Genomic DNA, 25,779 nt, shown 5'->3' on the forward strand with positions numbered 1-25,779 from the left:
GTTTCCAACAAGGTCTTAAGAAAGCTCGTAAAGCATCATAATTTAGTAAACGTTAATTCGAGAGAATTACTATACTTACAGAGAGCACCTTTCGAGGTGTTCTTTTTTTGTTCAGAATCTCCAGGTATGTCTGTTAAAATTTGATTTTCCCAGTGGACAATCGTCCACTTTTTTTATATAATAAAACTAAACCGAATTGGTTGAGTTTTAGAGATGTAAGCTCAACCATCGATTTGTCTTTCTAAGAGAGATATTCTCAATAAAGTATCACACTAGGGGGTGAAGTATGTATCAGCCAGAAAAACTCAAGGCTCGGAGAAAAGAGTTGAAATTGACACAGAAGGAAATTGCAGAGGGGTTGGGGATTAGTTTTCAGGCTTACTCGGCTTGGGAACGTGGAATTAAGGAACCATCCAAGGAGAAGGTTGCCCAGCTAGAAAATATTTTAAAGGTGGCAAAGGGATATTTCACTCAGATCGAGATTGTTCGTCTCTACAATAGCCTTTCCAAGCAAGGGAAGGACAAGGTTGTGCTCTATGCTCGCAACCTGGCTCAAGAAGAACAAACACAGAAGGTGACGACCATGCCAGAGCGCCTCTACGAGTACCGTGTCTATGAACGTATGTCAGCAGGGATAGGGGCTTCGGTCTATGATGATCAGAATTTTGATACGGTCTACTTTAACGAGGAGTTGGCCCATGATTTTGCATCTTGGGTATCTGGGGACTCTATGGAACCTAAATATCAAAATGGTTCGGTGGCTCTGATTCGAGAGACGGGATTTGACTATGACGGGGCGGTTTATGCAGTGGTTTGTAACAACCAGACCTATATCAAACGGGTTTATCGGGAGGAAGATGGTTTGCGTCTGGTTTCTATCAATCCTAAATACAAGGACATTTTCATCTCCTATGAGGAAGATCCTCGGATTGTGGGGATTATCGTTGGGAATTTTGTGCCGATGGAGGGTTAGCCTATGGGCTACTTTGATTATTCCAGAGAGCCCAAAAGTGATATTGCCTTTGTCGATATGAAATCTTTCTATGCCAGTGTCGAGTGTGTAAAAAGGGGCTTGCATCCGCTGAAGACCTCGCTTTGTGTCATGAGTCGCGCGGATAATTCAACTGGTCTTATCCTAGCCTCCTCTCCCATGTTTAAGAAGATTTTTGGCAAGTCAAATGTGGGGCGTGCCTATGATCTGCCCTTTGATATCAAGACCCGCAAATTTTCTTATTACAATGCTCGAAAGCAAGGCTTGCCTACTGACTCAGACTATGTTCGCTACATCGAAGATTGGGCTCAAGTCACCTTGATTGTCCCTCCTAGGATGGATGAGTACATAGCGGTCAATATGGAAATCCAGCGAATCTTTCAAAACTATGGTAGCCCAGATGATATTTATCCCTACTCTATTGATGAAGGTTTTATTGATTTGACTAGTTCGCTCAACTATTTTATCCCAAACAAGAGTCTCTCTCGCAAAGACAAGCTGGATCTGCTTTCTGCCCGCATACAGAGGGATATTTGGAGGCAGACAGGGATCTACTCTACAGTGGGTATGTCCAATGCCAATCCCTTACTGGCCAAGTTGGCTCTGGATAATGAGGCCAAGCACACTCCGACCATGAGGGCCAACTGGTCTTACCAGGATGTGGAAGAGAAGGTTTGGGCCATTCCCAAGATGACGGACTTTTGGGGGATTGGCAGGCGGATGGAGAAACGCTTGCATGCTCTGGGGATTTTTTCCATCAGAGAATTGGCCACCAGTAATCCAGACCAGCTACAGAAAACACTTGGTCAGGCTGGCCTGCGTTTGTGGTTTCATGCTAACGGGATTGATGAGAGCAATGTTCATAAGCCCTATAAAGCCAAGTCTCAAGGGTTAGGAAATTCTCAAATCTTGCCGAGAGACTACGTAAAGCTACGGGATATTGAAATTATTCTCCGAGAAATGGCGGAGCAGGTGGCTATTAGACTGAGAAGGGCTGGCAAGAAAACAACCCTTGTCTCTATCTATGTTGGTTTCTCTAAACAGGAGGTCAGGTCGTCTATTCACACACAAATGAAGGTCGAACCGACTAATAATACTGCTGTTTTAACAGACCACGTTTTGAAGCTATTTCATAATAAATACACTTCTGGAGCGGTCAGAAGTGTCGGAGTCAACTATTCAGGATTTGTGGACGAGTCCTTTGGCTTAATCTCCCTCTTTGATGATGTTGACAAGTTAGAAAAAGAAGAAAGGCTCCAGACGGCCATTGACTCCATTCGGGAACAATTTGGTTTTACCTCCCTCTTAAAGGCCAATGCACTGGAAGAAGCCTCTAGGAGTCTTGCCAGAAGCAAGCTGATTGGGGGGCATTCTGCTGGAGGATTAGATGGACTAAAATGATTGATCGTTCTTATTTACCTTTTCAATCTGCGCGTGACTATCAAGATCCAGGGATGCAGAAGTGGATGGGCTTTTTCCTCTCAGAGCATACTAGTTCACTTGGTGAAGAAAAAAATCGGGTTGCTTTCTCGACGAATTTGAATTTCGTTGAGAAGTCGCTCTTGCTTTCACAGCTTTATGTCGGACAACTAAAGGGATACTTTGTAGTCAAGGAAAAGAAGCAGAAAACCACGATCATCGGAGAGGTAAGCGAATTATCACCTCAAACTCTATCTATTAGGACAAGTGAGGGCTACAGGCTGATAGAGGTAGCAGATGTTCTCGAAATTCGACTGTGGGAGGAGGGAGTGTATGACTAGAAAAGACTTGTATGAAAACAAACTGCAGATGGATTATTTTTCAGAAGCCTATATTCGTTTTGAAGAGGATTTTCAAAAATACTCTGCTATGAATGTGCCTTTGACTTTTTTGATCGATGACATCCTACGCACCATGGCGATGAATCAGAAAAACTACTTTGTCTTAAACAAGGAAAACGCCAAGGATGGGCGGGAGCATCGCTTTTATTTTAGGGTGGTGACGGAAAAAGAGTGTCCCAGAAATCGAACCTATGCATACGCTGGACTCAAAAATAGTAGTCAGTGACTAGGTGTAGAAGAGGGAAGTTTGATTTAGGAAAGATGGCTTGTGAACGTCAGAAGATCTCATGGTATTGGAATTCGAAACACCATCTTTTATCTGTGGAGTTCTTGCAGAACTTATGATGGTAGTTCGGATGAGATAAGACAAGGGGCACTCTCTTTTTAGATGAGCGTTTATTTGAAAACGTGGTTGGATTTGAGAACAGCTATCTTCAATGATCATCTTACTTTATAGAGTCATACCAAAACATCCATGTATATTTGTGGATGTTTTTTAATTTTACAGATAGAAAAAGAGAAGACCAAATGGTCTTCTCAACGGGGGAACTGAATCATTAGAAAGAATCAATCAAAGAGGGTTATTAGTCTTTGAAATTCTTTTGGAAGATGAGGAGAGACAAGATAGAAGTAATGGCTGCCAAGAAGAGGAAGGCACTTGCTTCTTGTTCCCCAGTTGCAGGGAGTCGTCTTTCCTTGTCTTCTTTGATTGTAGCTGTAACAGGAGCTTTTTCATCTTTTGATGATGAATTATTTGTTACGACTGGAGCAGGTTTTTCAGTCTCTCTTGGTAGAACATACTCAGGAAGAGTCACAACTGGTGGCGCTTCTGTTCCAACTGAGCTTTGTTTGCTACCTACCTCAATCACTCGATCTTGAGCTGGAGTTGCTTCTGTTTGGAGAATCTTGCGATTGTCACCGTCCACTTCAACATACTCGACTAAGAGACCGTCTTTCCCTTCTGATAGAACTTGCTCTTTTCCTTTGTCTAATTGTGGGTTTTCGCGACGAATCGTCTTGAACGGTACGACCTTATTGACGATTTCTAAGCTTGGAAGTGTAAAGACAAGGTCTTTAACCCCTTCCTCAGGACTTGAAGAAGTAATTGGTTTCTCAGGCTGAGCCGGTTTTTCCGGTTGCGCTGGAGTTTCCGGTTGAGCAGGTTTCTCAGGTTGCGCTGGAGTTTCCGGTTGAACTGGTTTTTCCGGTTGCGCTGGAGTTTCCGGTTGAACTGGTTTTTCAGGTTGCGCCGGTTTCTCAGGCTCAGCAGGTTTTTCCGGTTGAACTGGATTATCAGGTTGCGCTGGAGTTTCCGGTTGCGCCGGTTGTTCAGGTTGAGTCGGATTTTCAGGCTGAACTGGTTTCTCAGGTTGCGCCGGTTTCTCAGGCTCAGCAGGTTTTTCCGGTTGAGTTGGTTTTTCAGGCTGAGCCGGAGTTTCCGGTTGAGTTGGTTTTTCAGGCTGAGCCGGAGTTTCCGGTTGAGTTGGAGTTTCCGGTTGAGCCGGTTTTTCAGGTTGAACTGGATTCTCAGGTTGAGTTGGTTTTTCCGGTTGCGCTGGCTTTTCAGGCTGAGCAGGTTTCTCAGGTTGAGCCGGTTTCTCAGGCTGAGCCGGAGTTTCCGGTTGAGTTGGTTTTTCAGGCTGAGCTGGTTTTTCAGGCTGGCCAGGTTTCTCAGGTTGAACTGGATTCTCAGGTTGAGTCGGATTTTCAGGCTGAACTGGTTTTTCAGGTTCAGCAGGTTTCTCAGGCTGAGCTGCTTCGAGCTTGTTGATTTGTTCGAGAGCAGTTTCTAGCGCTTTATTGACTGCTTCCTGAGTTTTAGCTTCTTGGATTGCAGCAATGGCTTGGTCAGCAATTTCTAATAATTTCTTCTTAGCTTCCTTGTTGGATCCAAGTTCAGCGACTTTTTTCTCGATAGCTTTCGTCAAGCTGTCCATAGCCTTATCGTACTCAATTTCCGGTTGTTTTGGCTCAGCTGGCTTTTCAGGCTGAGCCGGTTTTTCAGGTTTCTCAGGTTCTTCTGGCTGTTCCGGTTGCTCTGGACTAGGCTCCTCTTGGCCTCTTTGATAGTTCTCATCCTTGGATAGGATATCTTGTAGGGCACTGACTGTCAACATGACATCCTGAACATCCACTGCATCAGCACTGAGTTGGTTTCTCAATTTTTCTAGATTTGCTTGGAAAGCTTGGCGTGCAGTAGCCGTATTTTTCAAGCCTGCTGGATCAAAGTTGGACAGATCATCTTTCCATTTAGAGATAGACTGGATGATATCTGCTTTGCTGTAGAGTTCACTGCCTTCGCCACGAGTGATAAATTGGTCTACCTGAATACCGATATTTCGAGACAAATCGTTTCGATCAGGATCTAGTTGAAGGGTGACTGCGTGCAAGTTTTCGTCCAGACCTTTTAAGCTAACCAGAGTTTGATTGCCTTGACGTTGGGCTGAATGACCGCTAAAGTATTTCTTGCCCTCAATAGTTGACGCATTTCCCATGCCCTCTTGGTAAGGAACTTCTTTGCCATCTAGGAAGACTTTGTAGATACCATGATTTGGATCGACATAGCCCTTGATATCAAGTCCAGTACCGTAGAAGTAGGCTGTGACAGTTGTCTTTTTCTTTTGCTCATCAGTTAAGCGACCAAAGGAAGCCCAAGACTCAGTCTTTTGGTACTTGTCTGCCGAATTGGTTTCATGGTGCCAGCCAGGACTGTAATCCAACTGACTAGCTTGGTCATCATAACTTGTTTGATCCTTGATCAGCAATTCAGCTTTCATCACTTGGATGGTTGCATCGGTAGCAAAACCGAGCAAGGCACCATCAGAAACAGAAGTGAGCTTGGCTTTGAAGTCAAAGATAGAGTCGGCTTGTTCTGTAAAGTCAATCGTTGGGATGGTCACAGTCTTTTCTGTTTCTCCATCTTTAAAGGTCACATCTTGAGTTGTATCTTGGTAAACTTTACCGTGAACCCCAGTTCCAGGTTCTGTGATGAAGCGAACAGTAGCAGCCCCCTTGCTTCCACCAACACGTTTAATCTTAACAGTGACTGGTTTTCCTTTTTCGACTTCGTAGTTGGTAGACTCAAGTTCAAACATCCCTTTACTATCATTGTTTAGGGTGTAGATCCCTTCTGTAGCAATTGGTTCACCTGTTTTATTAACAAGGGTAATGGTATGTTGGCCAGGTGCTAAATCACCTGTCTCAAAGACTTTTTGGCTACGTTTACGGCTAGTGTTCTTAGTTTGCACATCCGCAACCTTTTGGCCATCAACGTAGACGGACATTTCTCCATGACCTGGGTCGACTGTAGAGACAACATAGGCTTTGGTTCCTGTGAAGGTATAGCTTACTTTGGCATCTTTTTGATTGGTCCACATAGAAGTGCCACGAACACCTTCAGATTCATTGTACCAAGTTGTACCAGCCTTGTCAGCGGTTGTATTTGAGTGGTATTCAAGTCCAAGAGGGTAGCCGTCTGTTTTTTCAATACTGCTTGGTGTCTTGTAGACTGAGAAGTTGTTCAAGATTGGAGTTGCTTGTGCTCCTGTGATGGTCACACGGATTTTTTGTGCTTCTACAGGTTGTCCTTGAATCAAACGACGGTAGCCTACTGTTGAACCTTCCCCATATGGAACCCAGCGTCCGTTGATTTCGACTTCAATCTTGAAACCAGAGATCCGTTGACCTTTGGCGATGTCTTCTTTGAGTTCGACAACGTCAAAGCGTCTCTTTTGTCCTAAATCGACTGTAAAGCTACCGGTTGTGGCATCATTTGAGAGCGCCCAGCTAGTATCATCTTTACCGTCTGTCAGGTGACTTTCCTTGTAGAGGTGGTTCTGACGAGTAGAACTTGCTGTTACAGTGGCACCTTTGGCAAAGTCAGTCGCATACATTTGGTCTAGAGTTGCCTTGAATTCCTTCAAGCGAGCCACATCCGCATCTGCGAATTTTCCTTCTTTGTTTGGTGGAATGTTGAGAAGGAGTGGGGTTCCACGACCAACAGACTTGAAGTAGATATCCATCAATTCTTTGAGTGATTTTGGCTGTTGGTTGTCATGATAGAACCAGCCCGAACGGATCGAAACGTCAGCTTCCCCTACAGAATACATATCACCATCTGGGTCACCATGGTTGAGGTATTCGTTTTTAACATCGTCTGTGATGTTGGCCCTTTTGACTTTATGCCATACAGGGTCGCCTGCTATACCACGTTCATTTCCGATCCAGCGAACGCTTGTCGGTTGAGCAGAGAAGATAGCGATATCTCCTTCAGCTTCTTTGATGTATTTGAACCATTCATCAAAGGTATAGGTTACTTTTTGGGCACCGCTACCACGCGCACCGTCCATCCAAACCTCGATGAATTTTCCTTTATTTCCGTATTTCGGATTTCCAAGGATTTCTTTCAGTTGGTTGAGATAGTATTCGTTGTATTCCTTTTCGGTTGCAACATGGTATTTTGGATGGTTGGCATCCCACGGTGATAGGTAAACACCCATATTCATGTCGTACTTGCTAGCAGACTTGGAAACTTCTTCGAGAAGGTCACCCTTTCCATCTTTCCATGGGCTAGCAGCTACGGTATGATCCGTATACTTAGAAGGGTAAGCAACGAAACCGTCGTGGTGTTTAACAACCATAATGGTTCGTTTGAAGCCCGTTTCCTTCAGGGTGCGAATCCATTGGTCTGTATCCAAGTTGGTTGGATTGAAGTATCGAGGGTCTTCTTTCCCATTTCCCCATTCAGAATTGGTATAAGTATTCATTCCGTAGTGGATGAAGGCCGCCAATTCTTCCTTGTGGTAATCAAGTTGGGCCTTGCTTGGAAGAGGTCCATGATTACCAATCTCAGTTTCTTTATCTTCTGGATGAGCGACTGGAGGAGTCGGTGTCGTTGGATTGGATGTGTCAGCGATTGGCTCGTATTCAAAGACGACCTCATTCACACCTTTTTGCTGGATCCTTGCTTCCAGGCTAGTTTTGACTGGACGGTAACCAGTAATGTCTTTTGCATGGAAGGTGTTGACAAAGGAAACCTCATACTCTTGACCGTCATTGTTATCAACTGTCGCTTCCGCTAGTTCAGTAGTGGTTCCTTTTTGACGGTAGTAAACTTTGAAAGAGCCTTTGTTGACTTTATAGACCACCTTGATGATACGGGTACCGGCAGGCGCTTTGCTGACAACATTGTGCTCTTCAGTCCATGCATCTTTTAGCTGTTTATTGACTGCTACGCCATCAATGGATACAATTTCGTATTTATCTTTATTCTTCTGATAGAAGTCCGTCTGCTCGATTTCTTTTTTGAAATTGTAGTCAAATGGAGAATCAACAGCTGTCTGTTCGATAAAGGTATCATTATCTTTGACAGGATTTCCTTCTTCGTCTTCGTGTTGGATAACAACGCGACCGTATTCAACTCCCTTGGTCAAGGTAGCAATCCCATCTTGGTTGAAGGAATATTCGTTGCTTCCGATAACAGCTTTCTCATTCCGAAGCATACGTCCTTCATCGGTAAAGTAGTAACGATTTCCGTTATCACCTTGGTACCAGCCTTTCACACCATACTTGGCAATCATGTCCCTAACCCATTTCAGTTGTTCAGGTGAAAGGACGAGTCCGCCACCAAAGCGATCCTTTTCAGCCACACCATTGTCAACGGTTCCGTGTTGGTGAACCCCCAGAACTTTTCCTTGGCTATCGACAATCCCGCCACCAGACAAACCAGATACAGAAGTGGTTTTGTAGGTGATACCAGTTGTACCCTTATCATCGTAGGACTCAACAGATCGGATGGTCCCATCTGCCTTGTAAAGCTGACCAGCTAGGATAGGTTGTTTCAGTTCCTTTGAGCTCGAGTCAGTTGGGTAGCCAATCGTACTGATGGCTTCTCCAGGCTGATGCGTCTTGTGCTCCGCTAAAGGCGCAAAGGTTGCTGCTTTGTTTGGACTAGCAATCGGAAGAGGAATAGGAGCTTCTACAAGAGCAAGGTCATTCTTATAGCCTTTTCCAAACTCCTTCTTGTTCCAGAAATGGATGTCTTTTTCTCTGAATAAAACCGTAGTTCCAGAAGATGGCAGTGAGTTTTTCTTTTCGCTGTTTGAACCAACGTTATAGTAGAACTGGGCAGATTTTCCACCACGAATGTGACCTTCGCCAGTTTCTTTATTGGCCTCTAGGAAGTTATGAGCAACGGTAAGAATCAAATTAGGTGCAACAAAGATACCAGATCCTGAAACGAGGTAGCGTTGCTCTCCTGCATTGTAAGTGCTGTAAACCATAGTGGCAGCAGTAGCAGGTTGCCCCTCGTAGTTGATGTGTTTGAGGTCTTGTCCTCCGTTAATAATAGCACGGTTTCCATTCTCAGCTTCTTTTGGAGCTTCTTCCTTATCCTTTAGAATGCTCTTAGTTTCTACTTTTGGACTAGCTTTCTGGTCAACGATAGTAGTCGTGTCGAGTTCTTTGACAGGTGTGTCTGGATAAGCACGATCCTGAATTTCTTCAGGGAGCAAGTCAGCACTGCTGGTATCGGCAGCAGGCGTTTCTTGCTTTTCAGCTTCTACACGGCCTTCTTCTTTGACTGGTTCAGCCTTGGCCTCCTCTATGTCTGCGACTTGTTCAATCTGTTTGTCAAAATTAGATGTCGTGGTAGGAGACGTTTCGTCCGCACGCACGGTTCCAGAAGCAAAAAATGCCAGTCCGACGATAACAGAGGCCACACCTACAGTCAACTTCCGAATGCTAAATGTTTGCCCTTTTTCAAAAAGGTATCGATTCATAATATACTCCTAGTTTTTAGAAAGGCAGTCAGCTACTGCCCAAGCCCAAGTCTGACTTGGTTACAACTTGATTTAATGAAAAAACTCTCTGATAATTTGTAAGCCACCTTACCTCCTGTTTATAAAGCGCTTTCATTTTAAGATAAAAAAATTTAAAAGGTCATTTCTCCCTTAAAATGACTGAAAACTTTTAATATAACAAATATACTAAATTAATGAAAGAATTGCAATAGCAAAAAGAAATATAAATTAAAGAAAATCAGTTACTTTTTAAAGAAAAAACGCATCCTTTCAGGGCTCAAACTAAATGAAAGGATACGTTTTAAAAAGAAATTAAAGTATTTTTTGAAGAGACTCTTGGATGGTTTGGGGGTCTGTTTTGGAAGAGAAGCGCTCAAGGACTTGCCCATCTCGACCAATGAGAAACTTAGCAAAATTCCATTCGATTCGTTTTCCTAGCGGGCCAGATTTCTGGTCTTTTAGCCAAACATAAAGAGGATTTGCCTCCTTGCCGTTGACCTTGATCTTGGCAAAGCGAGGGGAAGTGGTCTGATAGTGTAGGCTGCAGAAGCTATTGATTTCCTCTGCGCTTCCGGGTGCTTGTCCCATAAACTGATTGCAAGGGAAATCTAGGATTTCAAAGCCCTGATCTTGATAGCGTTCATAGAGTTCTTGAAGCCCCTGGTACTGGGGTGTTAAACCACATCCTGTAGCAGTGTTGACAATCAAGAGAATTTTACCACGATAGCTCTCCAAGGGGATTGCTTGGTTGTTTTGGTTTAAAACTGAAAAATCATATACACTGGTCATGAGGGTCTCTTTTCTTTTTCTACATTGTAACAGTTTTTCTTTTTTTCGTCGAGTTGGATGAGAGAAGTTGTTGAAAAATACACAATTGTACATAAATCAGGACAAAATGATGCTCCTTTTATGAAACATGGTATAATAGGCCTATATAGCTAAATGAAGTAAACTTATCACAAGGGAATGAGAAAAAGGATAAAACAGCCATGTCAACAGTAAAAAAGCGATCTAAATCTTGCGCAAACATATGCGACTCAGCTTAAAAATGCTTGTCAATCGTTAACAGCGATCGCTGCGGCTAGTCAAGACGGCTTAACGACCCTTCAAGGGAATAACAAGGCTCATCAATGTCTGACAAAGGATCAAAATCTAGCTAGTCAGATTACAGCCGCTGTCGTCCTAACTTCCGAACGACTTCACTCTGTAGCGAGCGATTTTGAAGCGCTAGATAAGGCTGCTGCCAATGGTTTTGGGAGTCATACATGAGTAAGTTGGATGAGTTGAAGAAAAGAGAGCGAGACCTCTTGTACCAGCTAGAAGACAATGGAAAAGAGAACTACCGCACCAAAGCACTGATAGAAACCTTTGAAGGATATGATAGAGCTAGCCACCGTTATCAAAGTGATTTGTGGGAGGCGGCCTATCAGAGCCGATATGCAGGGCAGTTGGAAGAAACGCTCCTGCAAAGAAACCAACTTAAAAACCAAATCTTTGAGGACCTCAGCTATCACATGGATGATTTGAAAAAAGAAAAATTCCGGTTAGAGGGAGACTTGGATGCGGTTTACTATGAAAGACGCAAGGAACTAGAAAGAGGGGAGGAGAAACGACATGGGCATTGATATGTATTTGGAACAATCACAACTACAAAGTTCGAGTGTAGCGACCATGTGCCAATCTCAGGTGGAGGCTTATCAAGACTTGCAATCAGCCATCCAAAAGTTTTCAGAGGATAAGGAGAGCCTAAAGGGTGACGCTTATGATTCGGCTAGAAGTTTTTTTGCAAGTGTCTTGCTACCCTTGAGCAAAGGGGGACAGCTCTATGCAGAAACCTTCTCTCAAGCCATCAAGAAACTACCAGCAGACTACCAAACGATGGTCGACAGCAAGAGTTGGCGTGAGGATGATCTACTTGATAAGATCCGCAAGGAAGAGCAAATGATCGCCTATCTAGATGAAGTCAACCAATCCCTTTCTTCCTTGACCATGGATAGTGAAGAAAAAGGGAGATTGAGACGTAGCAATGTGGAACTCATGCGAGGACATCATGCCAATAAACGCGTCTATGAAACGATTTTGAAAGACCTACGCGCCTATGATAGCTACTCAGGAGGCCTGTTCGATGATCTAGCTAGTATTGATGTGCAACTGAGTCGTGGACTAGCTCAGATTGAAACGAGTTGGGATGCAAAGAAAGGGGTCTTTAAAGTTCCATCTGACCTGACTTGGGCCAACTACCTGACTGCCTATGCTGATACAAAGGACCTGAAGCTCAGCCGTCAAGAGAAAGCCTTTGTCCAAACCATGATGGCAGAATACGGCTTTGATGCCGAGACAGCCCAGCAGCTCTTGACCATCAAGCAAGGGATAGACAAGAAGTTCCCAACCTCAAGTCAAGAGTTCCGTGACTATATCTTTTTGCGAGTCGTCGGTGCCGCCTACTATAATGACTTTAGGTGGAAGGAAACAGCGGGTCATTTGAAAACTTATTTTTATAATGTGACTGTTGGCAGCTCGATTACAGGAAAATCAAGAACAGTAGAAAAACCGCTTCTTGAAATTTTTAAAGAACTTGGAATCAAAGATGAAACAGATGCAAAAAAATTGATTTATAATCTTAGACTGCAACATGAGATGGCAGGTGGGAAATCTGATAACATAGAAAAAATTAAGGATGATGATCAAAAAAATGGAACTAACCATTATGATTCCTATAAAAGTACTTATGAAGGGATTTATGGTGATAAGGGTAACTTTGACCAATTTTGGGATAGCAAACTGAAGGCCTATTCTAACAATGGGGCAGGTCATGCAGACTTTACCCACCAGTCTATCACTATGGCGACTCATCTTAATCCTAATCAAGTTCAGTTAGCCGATGTCTATGGCGGTAGAGAGAATGTCAAAGATCTTTCTGGCTGGGAGGGAGACACAACCTTTAATGCGAACGATATGAAGCCAAGCATTGGCGAGGATGATTACAAGGCAGATTTGGACTCGGTCAATCTTATCGGCCGTATGCAGAAGGGACAATCCTATGACCAAGCCATATCTTCTTACTATGCTGACCTTCAAAAGGATTCGACTCTTAGAGAAAGAGAATTTTTGAAAAATAAGGATTGGAAAGAGGTCAGAAGGACGATCTATTATAGCATAGTACCTGCGTATATACTGAAAAAGGGTGAGGCATCTATTAAAGAGTATATTGAGGAAAAATACCCAGAAGTATCCACATTTTTAAATCGTTTAGAGGCTGTGGCAGACTAGGAGGAAAAGTTAATGAAGAAAACACTCGGTTTAGTAGCCTTATTCGTGATTATCATATCATCCTGTTTTTACTTTTTTTGTGCGTCAACCTAAAAACATTTTTGATGAGATTTACCAAGAAACGGAGAAGACTTATCGAACAAATAATATTTTAAGAAACATAGAAGGCTTTGAAATTAGTTCAGGTTGGCCTAATGATGGAGAATATTTTGCATACACCCCTTCAGGGAAGTATCAAACTCATCCTAAAGGTTATAAAGACATAAGTATTAGCTTTAATTTTGGAGAAGGTATTAAAGGGATGACGATACGTTTTGAAAAAAGGATTAATTCAGATATTACCCTATGGTATTCGGCACACTATAATATGCAAAAGAAGGTACTTCAAAAGGAGCTTGCGATTTTTGAAGAGCCAAGGAAGCCAGGTCAATTTATTGATGATGAAGAAAAAGTAAGAGAATATTTAAGAAAAAATAATATTTCCAAAGAAGATTTAGACAAAGACTACGACGAAATCGTCAATCAAAAAGTCTTAAAAGACTGGTGTTCGATTTATGACAGTAAGTACTCGCCAAGCAACTATGGCGAGGTGAAAGTAGAGACTCAGTGGGAGAATTGGTGATAACATGAAGAAAATCCTAGGCCTAGTAGCACTATTCGTGATAATCATATCATCCTGTTTTTACTTTTTTGTACGTCAACCTAAAAACATTTTTGATGAGATTTACCAAGAAACAGCAAAAAATTATTTGGGCCATTATAACTTCAAAGACTTAAAAAATGTGACAGTAAAAAATCGAAAGCTTTATGATTCGAATATGAATGAAACGGATAAGTATGAATCAATAATAACATACGATGATTCTTCTCTTGGAAGCGATGTAAAGAATTTAGAACTACGGTTTAATTTTGATGGTAGTAGTAAAGGGTAAATATTTGGTTTGAAAGATATGCTAACTCAGGAGAAAAAATTAACTTTGTTATTCATTATGAATTTAAGAAAAAAGTATTAGTTAAAAAAATTATGATTTATGAAATTAGATCAGAAACATACATTAAAGACGAGGCCCAAGTGAAATCCTACTTAGAGCAGTATGGTATCACTGCCAAGGATTTGGATTCTTATTACGACGAAATCGTTAACCAGAAAGTCTTGAAAGACTGGTGTACCATCTATGACAGCGAGTACTCGCCAAGCAACTATGGCGATGTCAAGATTGAGACCCAGTGGGAGAATTGGTGACGAGGGTCAGTAGATATTTTGGAAATTATCCTATGAATTGAAGTGGAAATCCCACCTAGAACGAACTAGGTGGGATTCTTTGCCTATAAAATGAGAAATTAGCGAATCTTGCTCTATTTTTTAACGTGTTCCGATAAAAAGGCATAGGTCATGGTTCCAAAGATGGCACCAATACCCAACCCCAACACTAGTAAAGGGAGCATTTTATCGAACTGGGAGAGATTGTCCCAAAAGGTATCGAGGGGGAGATGCTGAACAAAGAGTTTGTGAAAGGCTGATAAGACAAACAAGCCAATTGGAATACTGATGAATACACCCCAACTACGAAGGTTGATTTGGCTTTTGCTGTAGCTTTTGTGATGGATTTCGGACTGGTCATCCTTGTCCAAATGTAAGTCGCGAACTGCTAGTCTCGACCTAGATGAGAGGACGAAGATAAGTCCAAAATAGAGGTAGGGCATGGCATCTCGAACCAACTCTATGAAGCGTCCAAATAGGAGATAGAACAAGAAGAGTAGGAGGGAGGAGTATTCGATTTGGATCAAGGCACGGGCACAAGCCTTGTAAATCATCTCTTGACGGCATTCATCAAAAGGCCCTTGTATGTGAAAGAATAGTTTGAGTAAGCGAGTGGTGAAATCTTCTTTTTTCATGGGAGTAACCTTCTAAATGAACGATTTTTGATTGACTTCTTTAAAGAGTTGATAGAGAGTATAGAAGTAAACCAAATTAAAAATGATACAGATTATTAGAAATACCAGGTATCTCCAATCCATAGGATTTGTTAAAAGTTGTGGAAAGGATACGAGGATAAAACAGAGAGATGCGTTTAGAAGACGTATTTTTTTTGATTGGATTTTCTGGAATCTCTGTCCCTTGTTCAATACAGGAAGGAATAAAAGAAAGATAATCAAGAAAGGATGCTCAATATGTCCAGAAAGTAGGAAAAAGGTAACAAAGATACTGATAAAAACATGACTGATCAGTAGTCTAGCTAGTGATTTCATAAGGTACCTCCTAGTCGTCTTCTTGGTCTTTCTTGGCTTTTTGAATGCGAAGAGAGACGATAATTTGTATGGTCACTCCGAAGAAGAGGGTAGCTAGGATAGTTGATACAAAATGCCCTGTATTTAAAAGAGAACCAAGATAATCCTTGCTATCATCGGTTAGGACATTCAGAAGCGGTATTCCAAAGAACATGCCCATGCCATAGATTAGACCGGCTTTTAGACCCGGAAGATGTAGCTGTTTGCTTTCTTTTTGACTCAGCATTTCGGGATCAATAGCTGTGATGCCCGTTTTCTTGGTTTGGGAGACCACATAGAGGGCAGCTACCATCGAAATGCCAAACACCACGAGAGGATAGCCGATAGCGACAATTTGCGGGTATTTATAAGCAAGGACAAAGGGAATGAGATTACCTAAAGTCATGAGGTAAAAGAGAATCACAAAGATTTTATTTCCGATGCGGTCAGCTTCGCGTCGTTTGTGTTCATCAAGTGGTCCTGAAATGCCATAAATGCGTTTGATAAGTTTTTCAGTGAAGGTTTCTTTTTTCATGAGTTTGCTCCTTTTTTAAAAATTATCCTCCCAAAAGAGACTGTTGAGGTCAGTTTGGAGGCTGCGGGCGAGATTGAGACAGAGTTCCAGGGTTGGATTGTACTTGTCGTTTTCAATCATATTGATGGTCTGTCTCGAGACACCGATATCTTTGGCGAGTTCGAGCTGGGAAATGCCTAGTTCTTTGCGAAATTCTTTCACACGATTCATCTGTTCTCCTTTCTGATTTGTGTCGTATATATTTGACTACATTATATTCTTCTATAGAGCGAATGTCAAGCATATTTGACATATTTCTTAAAGAAATCTTACTTGTTTTTTGTCTATTTGTCTGACAAGTGCAAGCTGGTCAGATTTGTGGTAAAATAGATAGGATATGACAAAAGAATTTCATCATGTAACGGTCTTGCTTCATGAAACGATTGATATGCTTGACGTAAAACCTGACGGTATCTACGTTGATGCGACTTTGGGCGGAGCAGGCCATAGCGAATATTTATTAAGTAAATTGAGCGAAAAAGGGCATCTCTATGCCTTTGACCAGGACCAGAATGCCATTGATAACGCGCAAAAACGTTTGGCACCCTATATCGAAAAAGAGATGGTAACCTTTATCAAGGATAACTTCCGTCATTTGCAGGCACGTTTGCAGGAGGCTGGTGTCCAGGAAATTGATGGAATTTGTTATGACTTGGGAGTGTCCAGTCCTCAGCTAGATCAGCGTGAGCGTGGCTTTTCTTATAAAAAGGATGCGCCACTGGATATGCGCATGAATCAGGAAGCTAGTCTGACGGCCTATGAGGTGGTCAATCATTATGACTATCATGACCTAGTTCGGATTTTTTTCAAGTATGGTGAGGATAAATTCTCTAAACAGGTTGCCCGTAAGATTGAGCAAGCGCGTGAGTTGAAACCTATTGAGACAACGACAGAATTGGCCGAGATTATCAAGTCCGCCAAGCCTGCCAAGGAACTCAAGAAAAAAGGTCATCCAGCCAAGCAGATTTTCCAAGCTATCCGTATTGAGGTCAATGATGAACTGGGTGCTGCAGATGAGTCCATCCAACAAGCTATGGAATTACTAGCAGTGGACGGAAGAATCTCAGTCATTACCTTTCATTCGCTGGAAGACCGTTTGACCAAGCAATTGTTCAAAGAGGCTTCAACAGTTGAGATACCAAAAGGCTTGCCTTTCATTCCAGATGAGCTCAAGCCCAAGATGGAATTAGTCTCTCGTAAACCAATTCTACCAAGCAAGGAGGAGTTGGAGGCAAATAATCGTTCCCACTCAGCCAAGCTACGAGTAGCTAGAAAAATTCACAAGTAAGGGGATAAAATGGTAGACAAAAGAGAAACGACGAGCCAATTGCTGCAAGCTCGTATCAAGAGATTTTCGCGTGTTGAGAAGGCTTTTTACCTTTCGATTGCCATTACAGCCCTTGTCTTAGCCATCAGTGTGGTTTATATGCAAACCAAGCTCTTGCAAGTCCAGAGTGAATTAACAACTGTTAATACTCAGATTGAAGAAAAGAAGACGGAGCTAGATGATGCTAAGCAAGAAGTCAATGAATTGATCCGTTCAGAACGACTGACAGGGATTGCGAATTCGCAAGACTTGCAATTAAATAATGAAAATATCCGATCGGGGGAGTAGTATATGAAAACCTGGAAAGAAAAAATAGTACACTTTGCCATTAAGAATCGCAAAACTACCCTTGAAAACCGCAGACGAGTTGGGAAGAGCCTCAGTCTCTTGGCCGTTTTTCTCTTTGCTGTTTTTTTGGTTAACTTTGCGGTGATTATTGGTACGGGGAAAAAGTTTGGTGTTGACTTGGTCAAAGAAGCTAGTAGGGTCCACCAAACGACTCGAACAGTCCCTGCTAAGAGGGGGACCATTTATGATCGTAATGGAACGCCAATTGCAGAAGATGCAACCTCCTACAATGTTTATGCGGTCATTGATAAGGATTATAAGTCTGCGAATGGAGATATTCTATATGTTGAGGAATCTCAGTACAATAAGGTAGCCGAAATTTTCCATAAGTACTTGGATATGGAGGAGAGTTACGTCAAGGAACAACTCTCACAACCAAATCTCAAGCAGGTTTCCTTTGGTGCTAAAGGAAATGGGATTACCTACGCTAATATGATGTCCATTAAACAAGACTTAGAAGCTGCCAAGGTCGAGGGTGTCAATTTTACCACTAGTCCCAATCGAAGTTATCCAAATGGGAAATTTGCTTCATCCTTCATTGGTCTAGCTCAGCTCCATGAAAATGAAGATGGTTCAAAGAGCCTTATTGGAACATCTGGTATTGAAAGTTCCTTGAATAGCTTGTTAGCAGGGACAGACGGTATTATTACCTATGAAAAAGACCGTGTAGGAAATATCGTACCAGGTACAGAACTGGTATCGCAACAAACTGTGGATGGCAAGGATGTTTATACAACATTGTCTAGTCCGCTACAATCTTTCATGGAAACTCAGATGGATGCCTTTCTAGAAAAAGTAAAAGGTAAGTATATGACCGCGACCTTGGTCAGTGCAAAGACCGGTGAAATTCTCGCTACCACCCAACGACCTACCTTTAATGCAGATACTAAAGAAGGAATCACTGAGGACTTTGTTTGGCGTGACATTCTTTATCAAAGTAACTATGAACCAGGATCAGGCATGAAGGTTATGACGTTAGCTTCTTCTATTGATAATAATACCTTCCCAAGTGGAGAATACTTCAATAGCAGTGAATTTAAAATGGCGGATGCGACGACTCGAGATTGGGATGTTAATGAAGGTTTGACTACTGGTAGTATGATGACTTTCTTACAAGGTTTCGCTCACTCCAGTAATGTTGGAATGAGTCTACTTGAACAAAAAATGGGAGATGCTACTTGGTTGGATTATCTAAAACGCTTTAAATTTGGGGTTCCAACTCGCTTTGGCTTGACAGATGAATACGCTGGTCAACTTCCAGCTGATAATATTGTTAGTATTGCTCAAAGCTCATTTGGGCAAGGAATTTCAGTGACACAAACACAAATGCTTCGTGCCTTTACAGCTATTGCTAATGATGGAGTTATGCTGGAGCCAAAATTTATAAGTGCTATTTATGATACTAACAATCAGTCTGTACGTAAGTCACAAAAAGAAATAGTAGGAAATCCTGTTTCCAAAGAGGCAGCAAGCACAACTCGAAATCACATGATCTTAGTTGGGACGGACCCTCTATATGGAACTATGTATAATCACTACACAGGAAAGCCAATTATAACAGTTCCTGGACAAAATGTAGCAGTTAAATCCGGTACGGCTCAAATCGCTGATGAGAAAAATGGAGGATACTTGGTTGGTTCTACCAATTATATTTTCTCAGTTGTGACTATGAATCCTGCTGAAAATCCTGATTTTATCTTGTATGTAACGGTTCAACAGCCTGAGCATTATTCAGGTATCCAGTTGGGAGAATTTGCCACCCCAATCTTGGAGCGGGCTTCAGCTATGAAAGAATCTCTCAATCTTCAATCTCCAGCCAAAAATTTAGATAAAGTTACGACAGAATCTTCTTATGCAATGCCTAGCATCAAGGATATTTCACCTGGTGAGTTGGCGGAAGCCTTACGCCGAAATATTGTGCAACCAATCGTTGTAGGTACTGGAACAAAGATTAAAGAGACTTCTGTAGAAGAAGGGACCAATCTTGCACCAAACCAACAAGTTCTCCTTTTATCGGATAAGGTAGAAGAAATTCCAGACATGTATGGCTGGAAAAAAGAGACTGCCGAGACCTTTGCTAAATGGTTGGATATTGAACTGGAATTTGAAGGTTCAGGTTCCGTTGTTCAGAAGCAAGATGTTCGGACTAATACAGCTATCAAAAACATTAAAAAAATTAAATTAACTTTAGGAGACTAATATGTTTATTTCTATTAGTGCTGGAATTGTGACATTTTTACTAACTTTAGTAGGAATTCCGGCCTTTATCCAATTTTATAGAAAGGCGCAAATTACAGGCCAACAGATGCATGAGGATGTTAAACAGCACCAAGCAAAAGCTGGGACGCCAACAATGGGAGGAATAGTCTTCCTCGTAACAAGTGTTTTAGTTAGTTTAGTTCTTGCACTTTTGACTAATCAACTAACCAACAATGTCGGAATGATCCTCTTTATTCTCGTTTTGTATGGTTTGGTTGGCTTCTTAGATGATTTCCTCAAGGTTTTTCGTAAAATCAATGAAGGGCTCAATCCTAAACAAAAGCTCTTGCTTCAATTAGTAGGAGGAGTTATCTTCTATCTCTTTTATGAAAGAGGAGGGGATGTCTTAAATGTATTTGGGTATCCATTGCACCTAGGCGTTCTTTACATTTTCTTTGCTCTCTTCTGGTTAGTTGGTTTTTCGAATGCTGTTAACTTGACTGACGGAATTGATGGGTTGGCAAGTATCTCAGTAGTGATTAGCCTATCTGCCTATGGAGTCATTGCTTATGTACAAAACCAATTGGATATTCTCCTAGTGATTCTTGCCATGATTGGTGGTCTTCTTGGTTTCTTTGTCTTTAACCATAAGCCTGCTAAAGTTTTTATGGGAGATGTGGGAAGTCTTGCTCTTGGAGGAATGTTGGCCGCTATTTCTATGGCGTTACACCAAGAATGGACCTTGCTCTTGATTGGGATAGTGTATGTTTTTGAAACAACATCTGTCATGATGCAAGTTACCTACTTTAAGTTGACTGGAGGAAAACGTATCTTCCGGATGACACCAGTTCATCACCATTTTGAGTTGGGTGGATTTTCAGGTAAAGGCCAAGCCTGGAGTGAGTGGAAGGTCGATTTCTTCTTCTGGGGAGTGGGCTTGCTTGCTAGTCTCGTGACCTTAGCCTTTTTATACCTACTGTAAAACTAACTTTTGATTACAAAATAAAACAGGATGAAGGTGATCTTCATCCTGTTTTTGTGTGCTTAAAGGTTAGTTGGAGTCATCCTTTCTTCCTTTTAACATAAAAGTGGCTGTAAGGGCTAGGCTGAGTCCTGCTAAGAAGAGGAGTGGGTTGGACGCTTCTCCTGTCGCTGGAAGTTCTTCTTTAGGAGAATGATTTCCAGTTTTCGCAAGGATCGGACTAGCTGAAAGTTGTTCAGCCTCGTGTGCCAAGGATTCTTCATCTGAAGTACTTGGTTTTTCCTCTGTGTTAGAGCTTGTTCCAGTTGCTTGATAGACGACAGCATAGGTACTGAAATGATTAGTGATGAATTCTACCTTTCCGTCTTGAACGGTGAAATCAAGGGCTTGCAACTCCTTGGTCGGAGTGATGTAGTAGAGATTTTCTACGCTAGCTGAAATAGGCAAGCGAACCAATACAGAGCCTTTTGGCTGCAAGCTATGATCTGTTGGATTTTTAAGCTGTAGGTCATAAGCGTCATAGGTCTTGCCAAAGAGTTCTTGAGCTAGGACACGTCGGCTAGAAACGTGAGAAATTCCTTCTAAGTCGCTGGCTCCACCGATGATTTCTACTCCAGTTTCCTTATCTTTCAAGACTCGAACTGGATAGTCAGGAAGGCTAAGGCTTGGAGCAGCCTGATCCCCACTAGTTCCGATAGGTTTGGTGTATTCAGGTTTTTCAACAGTAGGTGCTTCCTCTTGATCTGCTGTTCCGATCGGTTCGGTGTATTCAGGCTTATCTACAGTAGGAGACTCTTCTTGCCCGGCCGTTCCGATAGATTCGGTGTATTTAGGAATTTCAACTGTTGGAGCTTCTTGTTCTCCCGCAGTTCCGATAGAATCAGTGTATTCAGGAATTGTCACTGTAGGTGGTTCCTCTTGCCCTGCCGTTCCGACAGGATCGGTGTATTCCGGAATTTCAACAGTAGGAGCTGGTTCGTCCCCCTTGCTTGTAGTTGGCTGACTCTCGTCAACCTTTTTCTCATCCTTTTTAGTAAAGACGGCTACGATAGGGCTGCTTGTGGTATTTCCTTGAATGGTATAAGCTTCAATGGCATTTCCAGCTTTGCGATCGGTTTCTTCAGGGATTGGGATTTGAACTTGATTGTCTTGGATTGATAGGATAGTCTGATCTCCACTTGTAACTAGATGTGTTTCATCCACCTTACGCAAAACTAGAGGATTTTTGACACCTGGGAAGGTTACAGCGATGGCTTCCCAATCTCCAGCTGGTAGGCTTAAGGAAATTTCTTTGTCATTTTCCTTAAGAGGCGCGATGCTCGGGCTATCTATACCAACAGCAGGGGCTTTGATGATATCAAAGGAGTCTAGAGAGATTTTCTTGCGACCTTCTGGCGAATCTGGGTCAACTTGTAATGTCAGGGTGTGCGGACCGTCAGTAAGGTTTGTAAATTCGCCAATAAAAGCTCTCTTTTCGGTTGCACCTGAAGTGTAGAAGTCTAGACTTGGCATTTCTTTGCCATCTAGTGTAACACGTGCTCGTCCAAGGGCAAGGCTCTTCAAGCCATAAATACGAATGCCCGTCCCTGTAAAGGAAATAGTTGCCTGAGCTTCTGAAGCCGCACTAGAGTCGCTGTTGTTAATATCAGCGTATTTTTCTGTACCACCGTAGAGTTCAGGGTCAGACCAGTCCTTAAACTGGGCACCATACTGGATGCGCGGGTCGCGATCATCCATCTTTTCAATCGTGTTGCCTGTTCCTGCTAGGACCTTGAAGTAGTCTAATGAAATTTTCGAGCGTTCACTTCCTCGTCCTTTGTGTTCACGTTTAACACTAAGAGTCAATGTGTGAGGTCCGTCTGACAATCCTGTAAAGCGACCGATGAGGCTGCCTTTTTCAGTTGCCCCAGCAGTATGGAAATCAAGTTCGCCAACTTCTTTGCCATCAATTTTAGCAGTAGCAAGACCTAGTTCGGACGATTTTAGTCCATAGATTTCGATGCCAACACCATTGAAAGGAATAGTAGCAGTCACGTCTTCGTCTGTGTAGTTTCCTTTTGAAAGATCAGCAAACTTCTCCGTTCCTCCAAATAATTCTGAGTCTGCCCAGTTTCCAAAGGCAGCCCCGTACTGGATGCGACTGTCTCGGTCATCCATCAATTCACTAGGAGTTTCTACAGTTGCCTGTTCAGATACTTGTGTGGAAACTTCGCCCAGCATCGCCTTGACGGTATAAGTATAGGCGAGTTGAGGATTTAGTGATCGGTCGATAAAGTGGGTTTGATTGGTTACAAATTCTCTAGTTGCAGAGGTTTGGCCAGATTCGTCTTTTACTTGTCTTTGGATGACATAGTGGGTAGCGCCTTCTACTTGGTTGAAGGTGAGTTCGGCAGTGACTCCATTTTGTCGAACTGCTGTCAGACTGGTTACACGACCAGGGAAGTGTTCAAAGGTAATGACGTCACCTTTTTGTGTTGCCAGTTGGATGCGATTGTTTTTGAGAATCGTTGCCTTGACTGGCTTGCCATTGACCTTGATCTGACTGGCTTCGATATTTGGATAGTCTACAATTAGGTCTCCACCGACATTTGAAAGGAAGGACAAGCTTTGCAGGTTTTTATCTTTCCACTTCATGCTGACTTCAAAGTTTCCTCGAGCAACCAAGCCAGAAACCTGACCGTCTTTCCAAGCATCAGGAAGAGCTGGTAAGGGTGCAATATAGCCTGTATGAGATTGGAGAAGCATTTCTGCCATCCCACTGGTTGCTCCAAAGTTTCCGTCTATTTGGAAAGGCGCGTGCGTATCCCAAAGGTTTTCTAGAGTTGAGTACTTGAGCTGTTCGGCGAGCAAGCGATGGGCACGGTTACCGTCCAGCAGACGAGCCCAGAGATTGATTTTATTGGCCTTAGACCAACCAGTACCACCATCTCCACGGTGGTTCAAGGTAGCACGCGCAGCCTCTAAGTATTCAGCCTGGTCCTTGCTAAAGAGCGTACCTGGGAAAAGACCAACTAGATGGGAAACGTGGCGGTGGTGATTTTCAATCCCTTCATTGGTGAATTGGGGACTGTCCTCTTCGTACCATTCCTTGATGCGTCCTTCATTGTTGATGTGAAGGGGTTTTAGTTTGTCAAATTTAGCCTTGACCTCTGTGACTAAGTCTTGGTCGACATTCAGATGGTTGGCGACTTCCATGTAGTCGTGGAATAGCTGCCAGACTAGCGATTGGTCAAAGGTATTTCCGATGGTAATGGTCCCGTGTTCTGGTGAGTAGGATGGAGAAGACACCCAACGGTCGCTGGCCTTGTCATAGTGCAAGAAGGAGTTCCAGAACTTAGCGGTTTCCTTGAGCATTGGATAAATCTTTTCTTTGAGATAAGTCTCATCCTTGGTAAATTTATAATAGTCATAGACATTCTGCATCATCCAAGCGTTAGCAGCCGGAGACCAACCCCAATAGTAATTCCAGCCTGGAGTAGTCCAGCCAAATGGTGTCGCCTGAGTGTGGACCAGCCAACCATTTTCTTGTCCGTCTTTGGATTCGATACCTGCGTATTCCTTGGCAGCGATACGGCCATAATAGCGCATGTCATCAATGTAATTGATCATTGGCTTGGCAGTTTCAGCAAGGTTGCTCATGTAAGCTGGCCAATAGTTCATTTGCAAATTGACATTGAGGTGGTAGTCAGCGTTCCAAGGTGGATTGTCTACAGCGTTCCAGACTCCTTGGAGGTTGGCAGGAAGAGCATCTGTCCGATCACGAGACGAACTGATGAGTAGATATCGGCCATATTGGAAGAAGAGTTCTTCCAATTTTTGCCCTTTTTCTGGGTTATAGCCTTGAAGGGCCTCTTTTGTCGTTTGAGTAGTCTTGGTTCCGCCTAGATTTAGTTTAACGCGGTTAAAGAGACTTTGATAGTCCTTGATATGGGCCTTTTTAAGTGTCTCGTAGTCTTTGGCCTTAGCTACTTCGACAATCCCTTTAACTGTTTTTTCGAGGTCAATGTCTTTTCGATAGTTGTTTTTTGGATTCTGAGCAAAGTTGGTCTTGGCACTGAGATAGAGGGTCGCATAACTTGCGCCTGTAACGGTCAGAGTTTCGTCCTGAACAGTCACCTTTCCGTCCGTTTTAATTCCTAGATAGGATGCAAATTGGAGGCCGTTATCTTTGACAGTTCCCTTTAGAAGGATTCCGTTTGCATCTGTAGTGACATGACCATTCTTATAGTTGGAATATTCCCAAGAGTAGTTGCCATTAGCAAGCAAGTCTTCTGTCAAGCTGTTCCAAAGGGTAAAGTCAAGTGTCTTGTTTCCTTTTTTGGTCAAGTGGGTTACAGTGACATCATCAGGATAACTGGAGAAGGTTTCGCGTTTGAAGGTCGTCCCATCTTGGGTGTAAGAAGTGGTCGTAGTGGCTTCGGTGATGTCTAGATTACGATGATAATCAGTTACAGTATCTAGTCCTTTCTTCTGGTTATTAAAGACCATGAAGATATCTCCAAAGGCTAGGTAACGTCCATACTGGGCGTTGTTTGGTCCAACTAGATTTTGTTCAGCTAGCTGTTTGGCTTTTTGGCGGTCACCAGCTTCGAGGGCTTTACGTATCTCTGCTAAGACCTTGTAGCGATCCTTGTAGTTTCCTCCGTTATAGTCGGTGCTATCAGGTTGTGGTCCTCCTGACCAGAGGGTCTTTTCGTTGTACTGGATTCTCTCTTCGCCAATGAGTCCGAAAACCTTGGCTCCCATCTCTCCATTTCCGACAGGAAGGGCTTGTTTTTCCCATCCATCATAGGAGGGAGCTGTTGGTTGATCGTAGTTGAGTTGATAGTTTTCTTGCTTTGTCACAGGCTGATCTGCTTTTTCAGGTTCCTTATTTTCTTTAGCTTCTACAATGGCTTCTTCACTAGCTTGACTATTTGTCGTCTTAGTCTCCTCAGCTGACTTGCTTTTGGAAACTACTGGACTCTCGGCTAGAGATGGTTTTGTAGTTTCAGTAGCTTCAGCAGCTTTGGGTTCACTATCAGGCTTAGTGATAGCTTCGACAGAGGTTGGTTCAGTTTGCTTGACCTCAACACTGTCTGCGGCTACAGTATGGTTGACTAGAAAAACAGCCCCCAGTAAAACAGAAGCAGTCCCAACCGTCAGCTTGCGGATGCTATAGCGACAGGATTTGTCCCAAAAGTGTTTTTTCATAAAACCC

General features: G+C 42.7%; 19 protein-coding genes and 2 pseudogenes. 14 read left to right on the forward strand and 7 right to left on the reverse strand.

The features are described from left to right. The first annotated feature begins 286 nt into the window (after window positions 1-286). From SOR_RS01600 to SOR_RS01615, 4 genes are read left to right on the forward strand one after another with little or no spacing between them, the layout of a single operon-like run. Window positions 287-973: a LexA family transcriptional regulator gene (locus SOR_RS01600; RefSeq protein WP_000284669.1), complete on the forward strand. Its 687-nt coding sequence runs from the start codon at window positions 287-289 to the stop codon at window positions 971-973. Between the two features lie 3 nt (window positions 974-976). Next, on the forward strand, window positions 977-2,392 hold the full coding sequence (locus SOR_RS01605) for a Y-family DNA polymerase (RefSeq protein ID WP_000540279.1): 1,416 nt from the start codon (window positions 977-979) through the stop codon (window positions 2,390-2,392). Beyond that, entirely contained in the window at window positions 2,389-2,751 is a 363-nt protein-coding gene (locus SOR_RS01610) for a hypothetical protein (protein ID WP_000567206.1), read from the forward strand. Before SOR_RS01605 ends, SOR_RS01610 begins: the two co-directional genes overlap by 4 nt. Continuing rightward, the gene (locus tag SOR_RS01615) at window positions 2,744-3,037 is read left to right on the forward strand and encodes a DUF5960 family protein (RefSeq protein ID WP_000196988.1); all 294 of its coding nucleotides are present in this window, start codon (window positions 2,744-2,746) and stop codon (window positions 3,035-3,037) included. Before SOR_RS01610 ends, SOR_RS01615 begins: the two co-directional genes overlap by 8 nt. A 358-nt stretch (window positions 3,038-3,395) precedes the next feature. Here the strand turns inward: SOR_RS01615 and SOR_RS01620 are convergent, their stop codons facing one another. Next, window positions 3,396-9,590, reverse strand: coding sequence for an alpha-L-fucosidase (locus SOR_RS01620; RefSeq protein WP_001083127.1), 6,195 nt, complete (start codon window positions 9,588-9,590; stop codon window positions 3,396-3,398). A 333-nt stretch (window positions 9,591-9,923) separates the two neighbouring features. Continuing rightward, a complete protein-coding gene (locus tag SOR_RS01625) occupies window positions 9,924-10,400 on the reverse strand; it encodes a glutathione peroxidase (protein ID WP_000205054.1) in 477 nt (158 codons plus the stop codon). A gap of 213 nt (window positions 10,401-10,613) precedes the next feature. On the opposite strand from SOR_RS01625, the pseudogene SOR_RS09895 reads away from it, so the two are divergent. From SOR_RS09895 to SOR_RS10445, 6 genes and pseudogenes are all read left to right on the forward strand, one after another. Continuing rightward, window positions 10,614-10,880, forward strand: a pseudogene (locus tag SOR_RS09895) (TIGR04197 family type VII secretion effector); the annotation flags it as partial. Beyond that, a complete protein-coding gene (locus SOR_RS01630; RefSeq protein ID WP_000039826.1) occupies window positions 10,877-11,236 on the forward strand; it encodes a DUF3958 family protein in 360 nt (119 codons plus the stop codon). The pseudogene SOR_RS09895 and the gene SOR_RS01630, both read left to right, overlap by 4 nt. After that, the gene (locus SOR_RS01635; protein WP_000510501.1) at window positions 11,226-12,881 is read left to right on the forward strand and encodes a T7SS effector LXG polymorphic toxin; all 1,656 of its coding nucleotides are present in this window, start codon (window positions 11,226-11,228) and stop codon (window positions 12,879-12,881) included. The genes SOR_RS01630 and SOR_RS01635 overlap by 11 nt, the downstream gene beginning before the upstream one ends. Before the next feature lie 12 nt (window positions 12,882-12,893). Further along, window positions 12,894-13,503: pseudogene (locus SOR_RS01640) on the forward strand (TipC family immunity protein). A gap of 4 nt (window positions 13,504-13,507) precedes the next feature. Further along, complete coding sequence (locus SOR_RS10440; protein WP_013670164.1) at window positions 13,508-13,813, forward strand: TipC family immunity protein; 306 nt, start codon at window positions 13,508-13,510, stop codon at window positions 13,811-13,813. 50 nt (window positions 13,814-13,863) lie between these two features. Then, complete coding sequence (locus tag SOR_RS10445) at window positions 13,864-14,124, forward strand: TipC family immunity protein (protein WP_415918555.1); 261 nt, start codon at window positions 13,864-13,866, stop codon at window positions 14,122-14,124. Between the two features lie 113 nt (window positions 14,125-14,237). Here the strand turns inward: SOR_RS10445 and SOR_RS01650 are convergent, their stop codons facing one another. The 4 genes from SOR_RS01650 to SOR_RS01665 are packed head-to-tail and all read right to left on the reverse strand — an operon-like array spanning window position 14,238 to window position 15,894. Further along, window positions 14,238-14,777 (reverse strand): DUF3278 domain-containing protein, encoded by a 540-nt coding sequence (locus SOR_RS01650; protein WP_000711213.1) that lies wholly within the window; start codon window positions 14,775-14,777, stop codon window positions 14,238-14,240. A 12-nt stretch (window positions 14,778-14,789) separates the two neighbouring features. Further along, window positions 14,790-15,131, reverse strand: a complete 342-nt coding sequence (locus SOR_RS10285) for a hypothetical protein (protein WP_000838129.1) — start codon at window positions 15,129-15,131, stop codon at window positions 14,790-14,792. Window positions 15,132-15,141: 10 nt separating this feature from the next. Then, window positions 15,142-15,684 carry a DUF3278 domain-containing protein gene (locus SOR_RS01660; protein ID WP_000712330.1) on the reverse strand — a complete coding sequence of 181 codons (543 nt, stop codon included), beginning with the start codon at window positions 15,682-15,684 and terminating at the stop codon, window positions 15,142-15,144. A gap of 15 nt (window positions 15,685-15,699) precedes the next feature. Continuing rightward, window positions 15,700-15,894, reverse strand: a complete 195-nt coding sequence (locus SOR_RS01665; RefSeq protein WP_001082471.1) for a helix-turn-helix transcriptional regulator — start codon at window positions 15,892-15,894, stop codon at window positions 15,700-15,702. A gap of 166 nt (window positions 15,895-16,060) precedes the next feature. Here SOR_RS01665 and rsmH point away from each other — a divergent pair, with 166 nt between their 5' ends. Genes rsmH through mraY form a run of 4 tightly spaced genes read left to right on the forward strand, consistent with a single transcriptional unit; the run spans window position 16,061 to window position 20,579 of the window. Beyond that, complete coding sequence (rsmH, locus tag SOR_RS01670) at window positions 16,061-17,011, forward strand: 16S rRNA (cytosine(1402)-N(4))-methyltransferase RsmH (RefSeq protein WP_000159379.1); 951 nt, start codon at window positions 16,061-16,063, stop codon at window positions 17,009-17,011. Between the two features lie 9 nt (window positions 17,012-17,020). Next, window positions 17,021-17,338, forward strand: coding sequence for a cell division protein FtsL (ftsL, locus tag SOR_RS01675; protein WP_000227931.1), 318 nt, complete (start codon window positions 17,021-17,023; stop codon window positions 17,336-17,338). Between the two features lie 3 nt (window positions 17,339-17,341). Further along, on the forward strand, window positions 17,342-19,597 hold the full coding sequence (pbp2x, locus tag SOR_RS01680; protein WP_000860455.1) for a penicillin-binding protein PBP2X: 2,256 nt from the start codon (window positions 17,342-17,344) through the stop codon (window positions 19,595-19,597). Window position 19,598: 1 nt separating this feature from the next. Continuing rightward, a complete protein-coding gene (gene mraY / locus SOR_RS01685) occupies window positions 19,599-20,579 on the forward strand; it encodes a phospho-N-acetylmuramoyl-pentapeptide-transferase (protein WP_000470791.1) in 981 nt (326 codons plus the stop codon). Window positions 20,580-20,648: 69 nt separating this feature from the next. Here the strand turns inward: mraY and SOR_RS09900 are convergent, their stop codons facing one another. Next, window positions 20,649-25,772: an SIALI-17 repeat-containing surface protein gene (locus SOR_RS09900; protein ID WP_000716118.1), complete on the reverse strand. Its 5,124-nt coding sequence runs from the start codon at window positions 25,770-25,772 to the stop codon at window positions 20,649-20,651. Window positions 25,773-25,779 lie beyond the last annotated feature (7 nt).

The organism is Streptococcus oralis Uo5 (assembly GCF_000253155.1).
Taxonomy (GTDB): domain Bacteria; phylum Bacillota; class Bacilli; order Lactobacillales; family Streptococcaceae; genus Streptococcus; species Streptococcus oralis_L.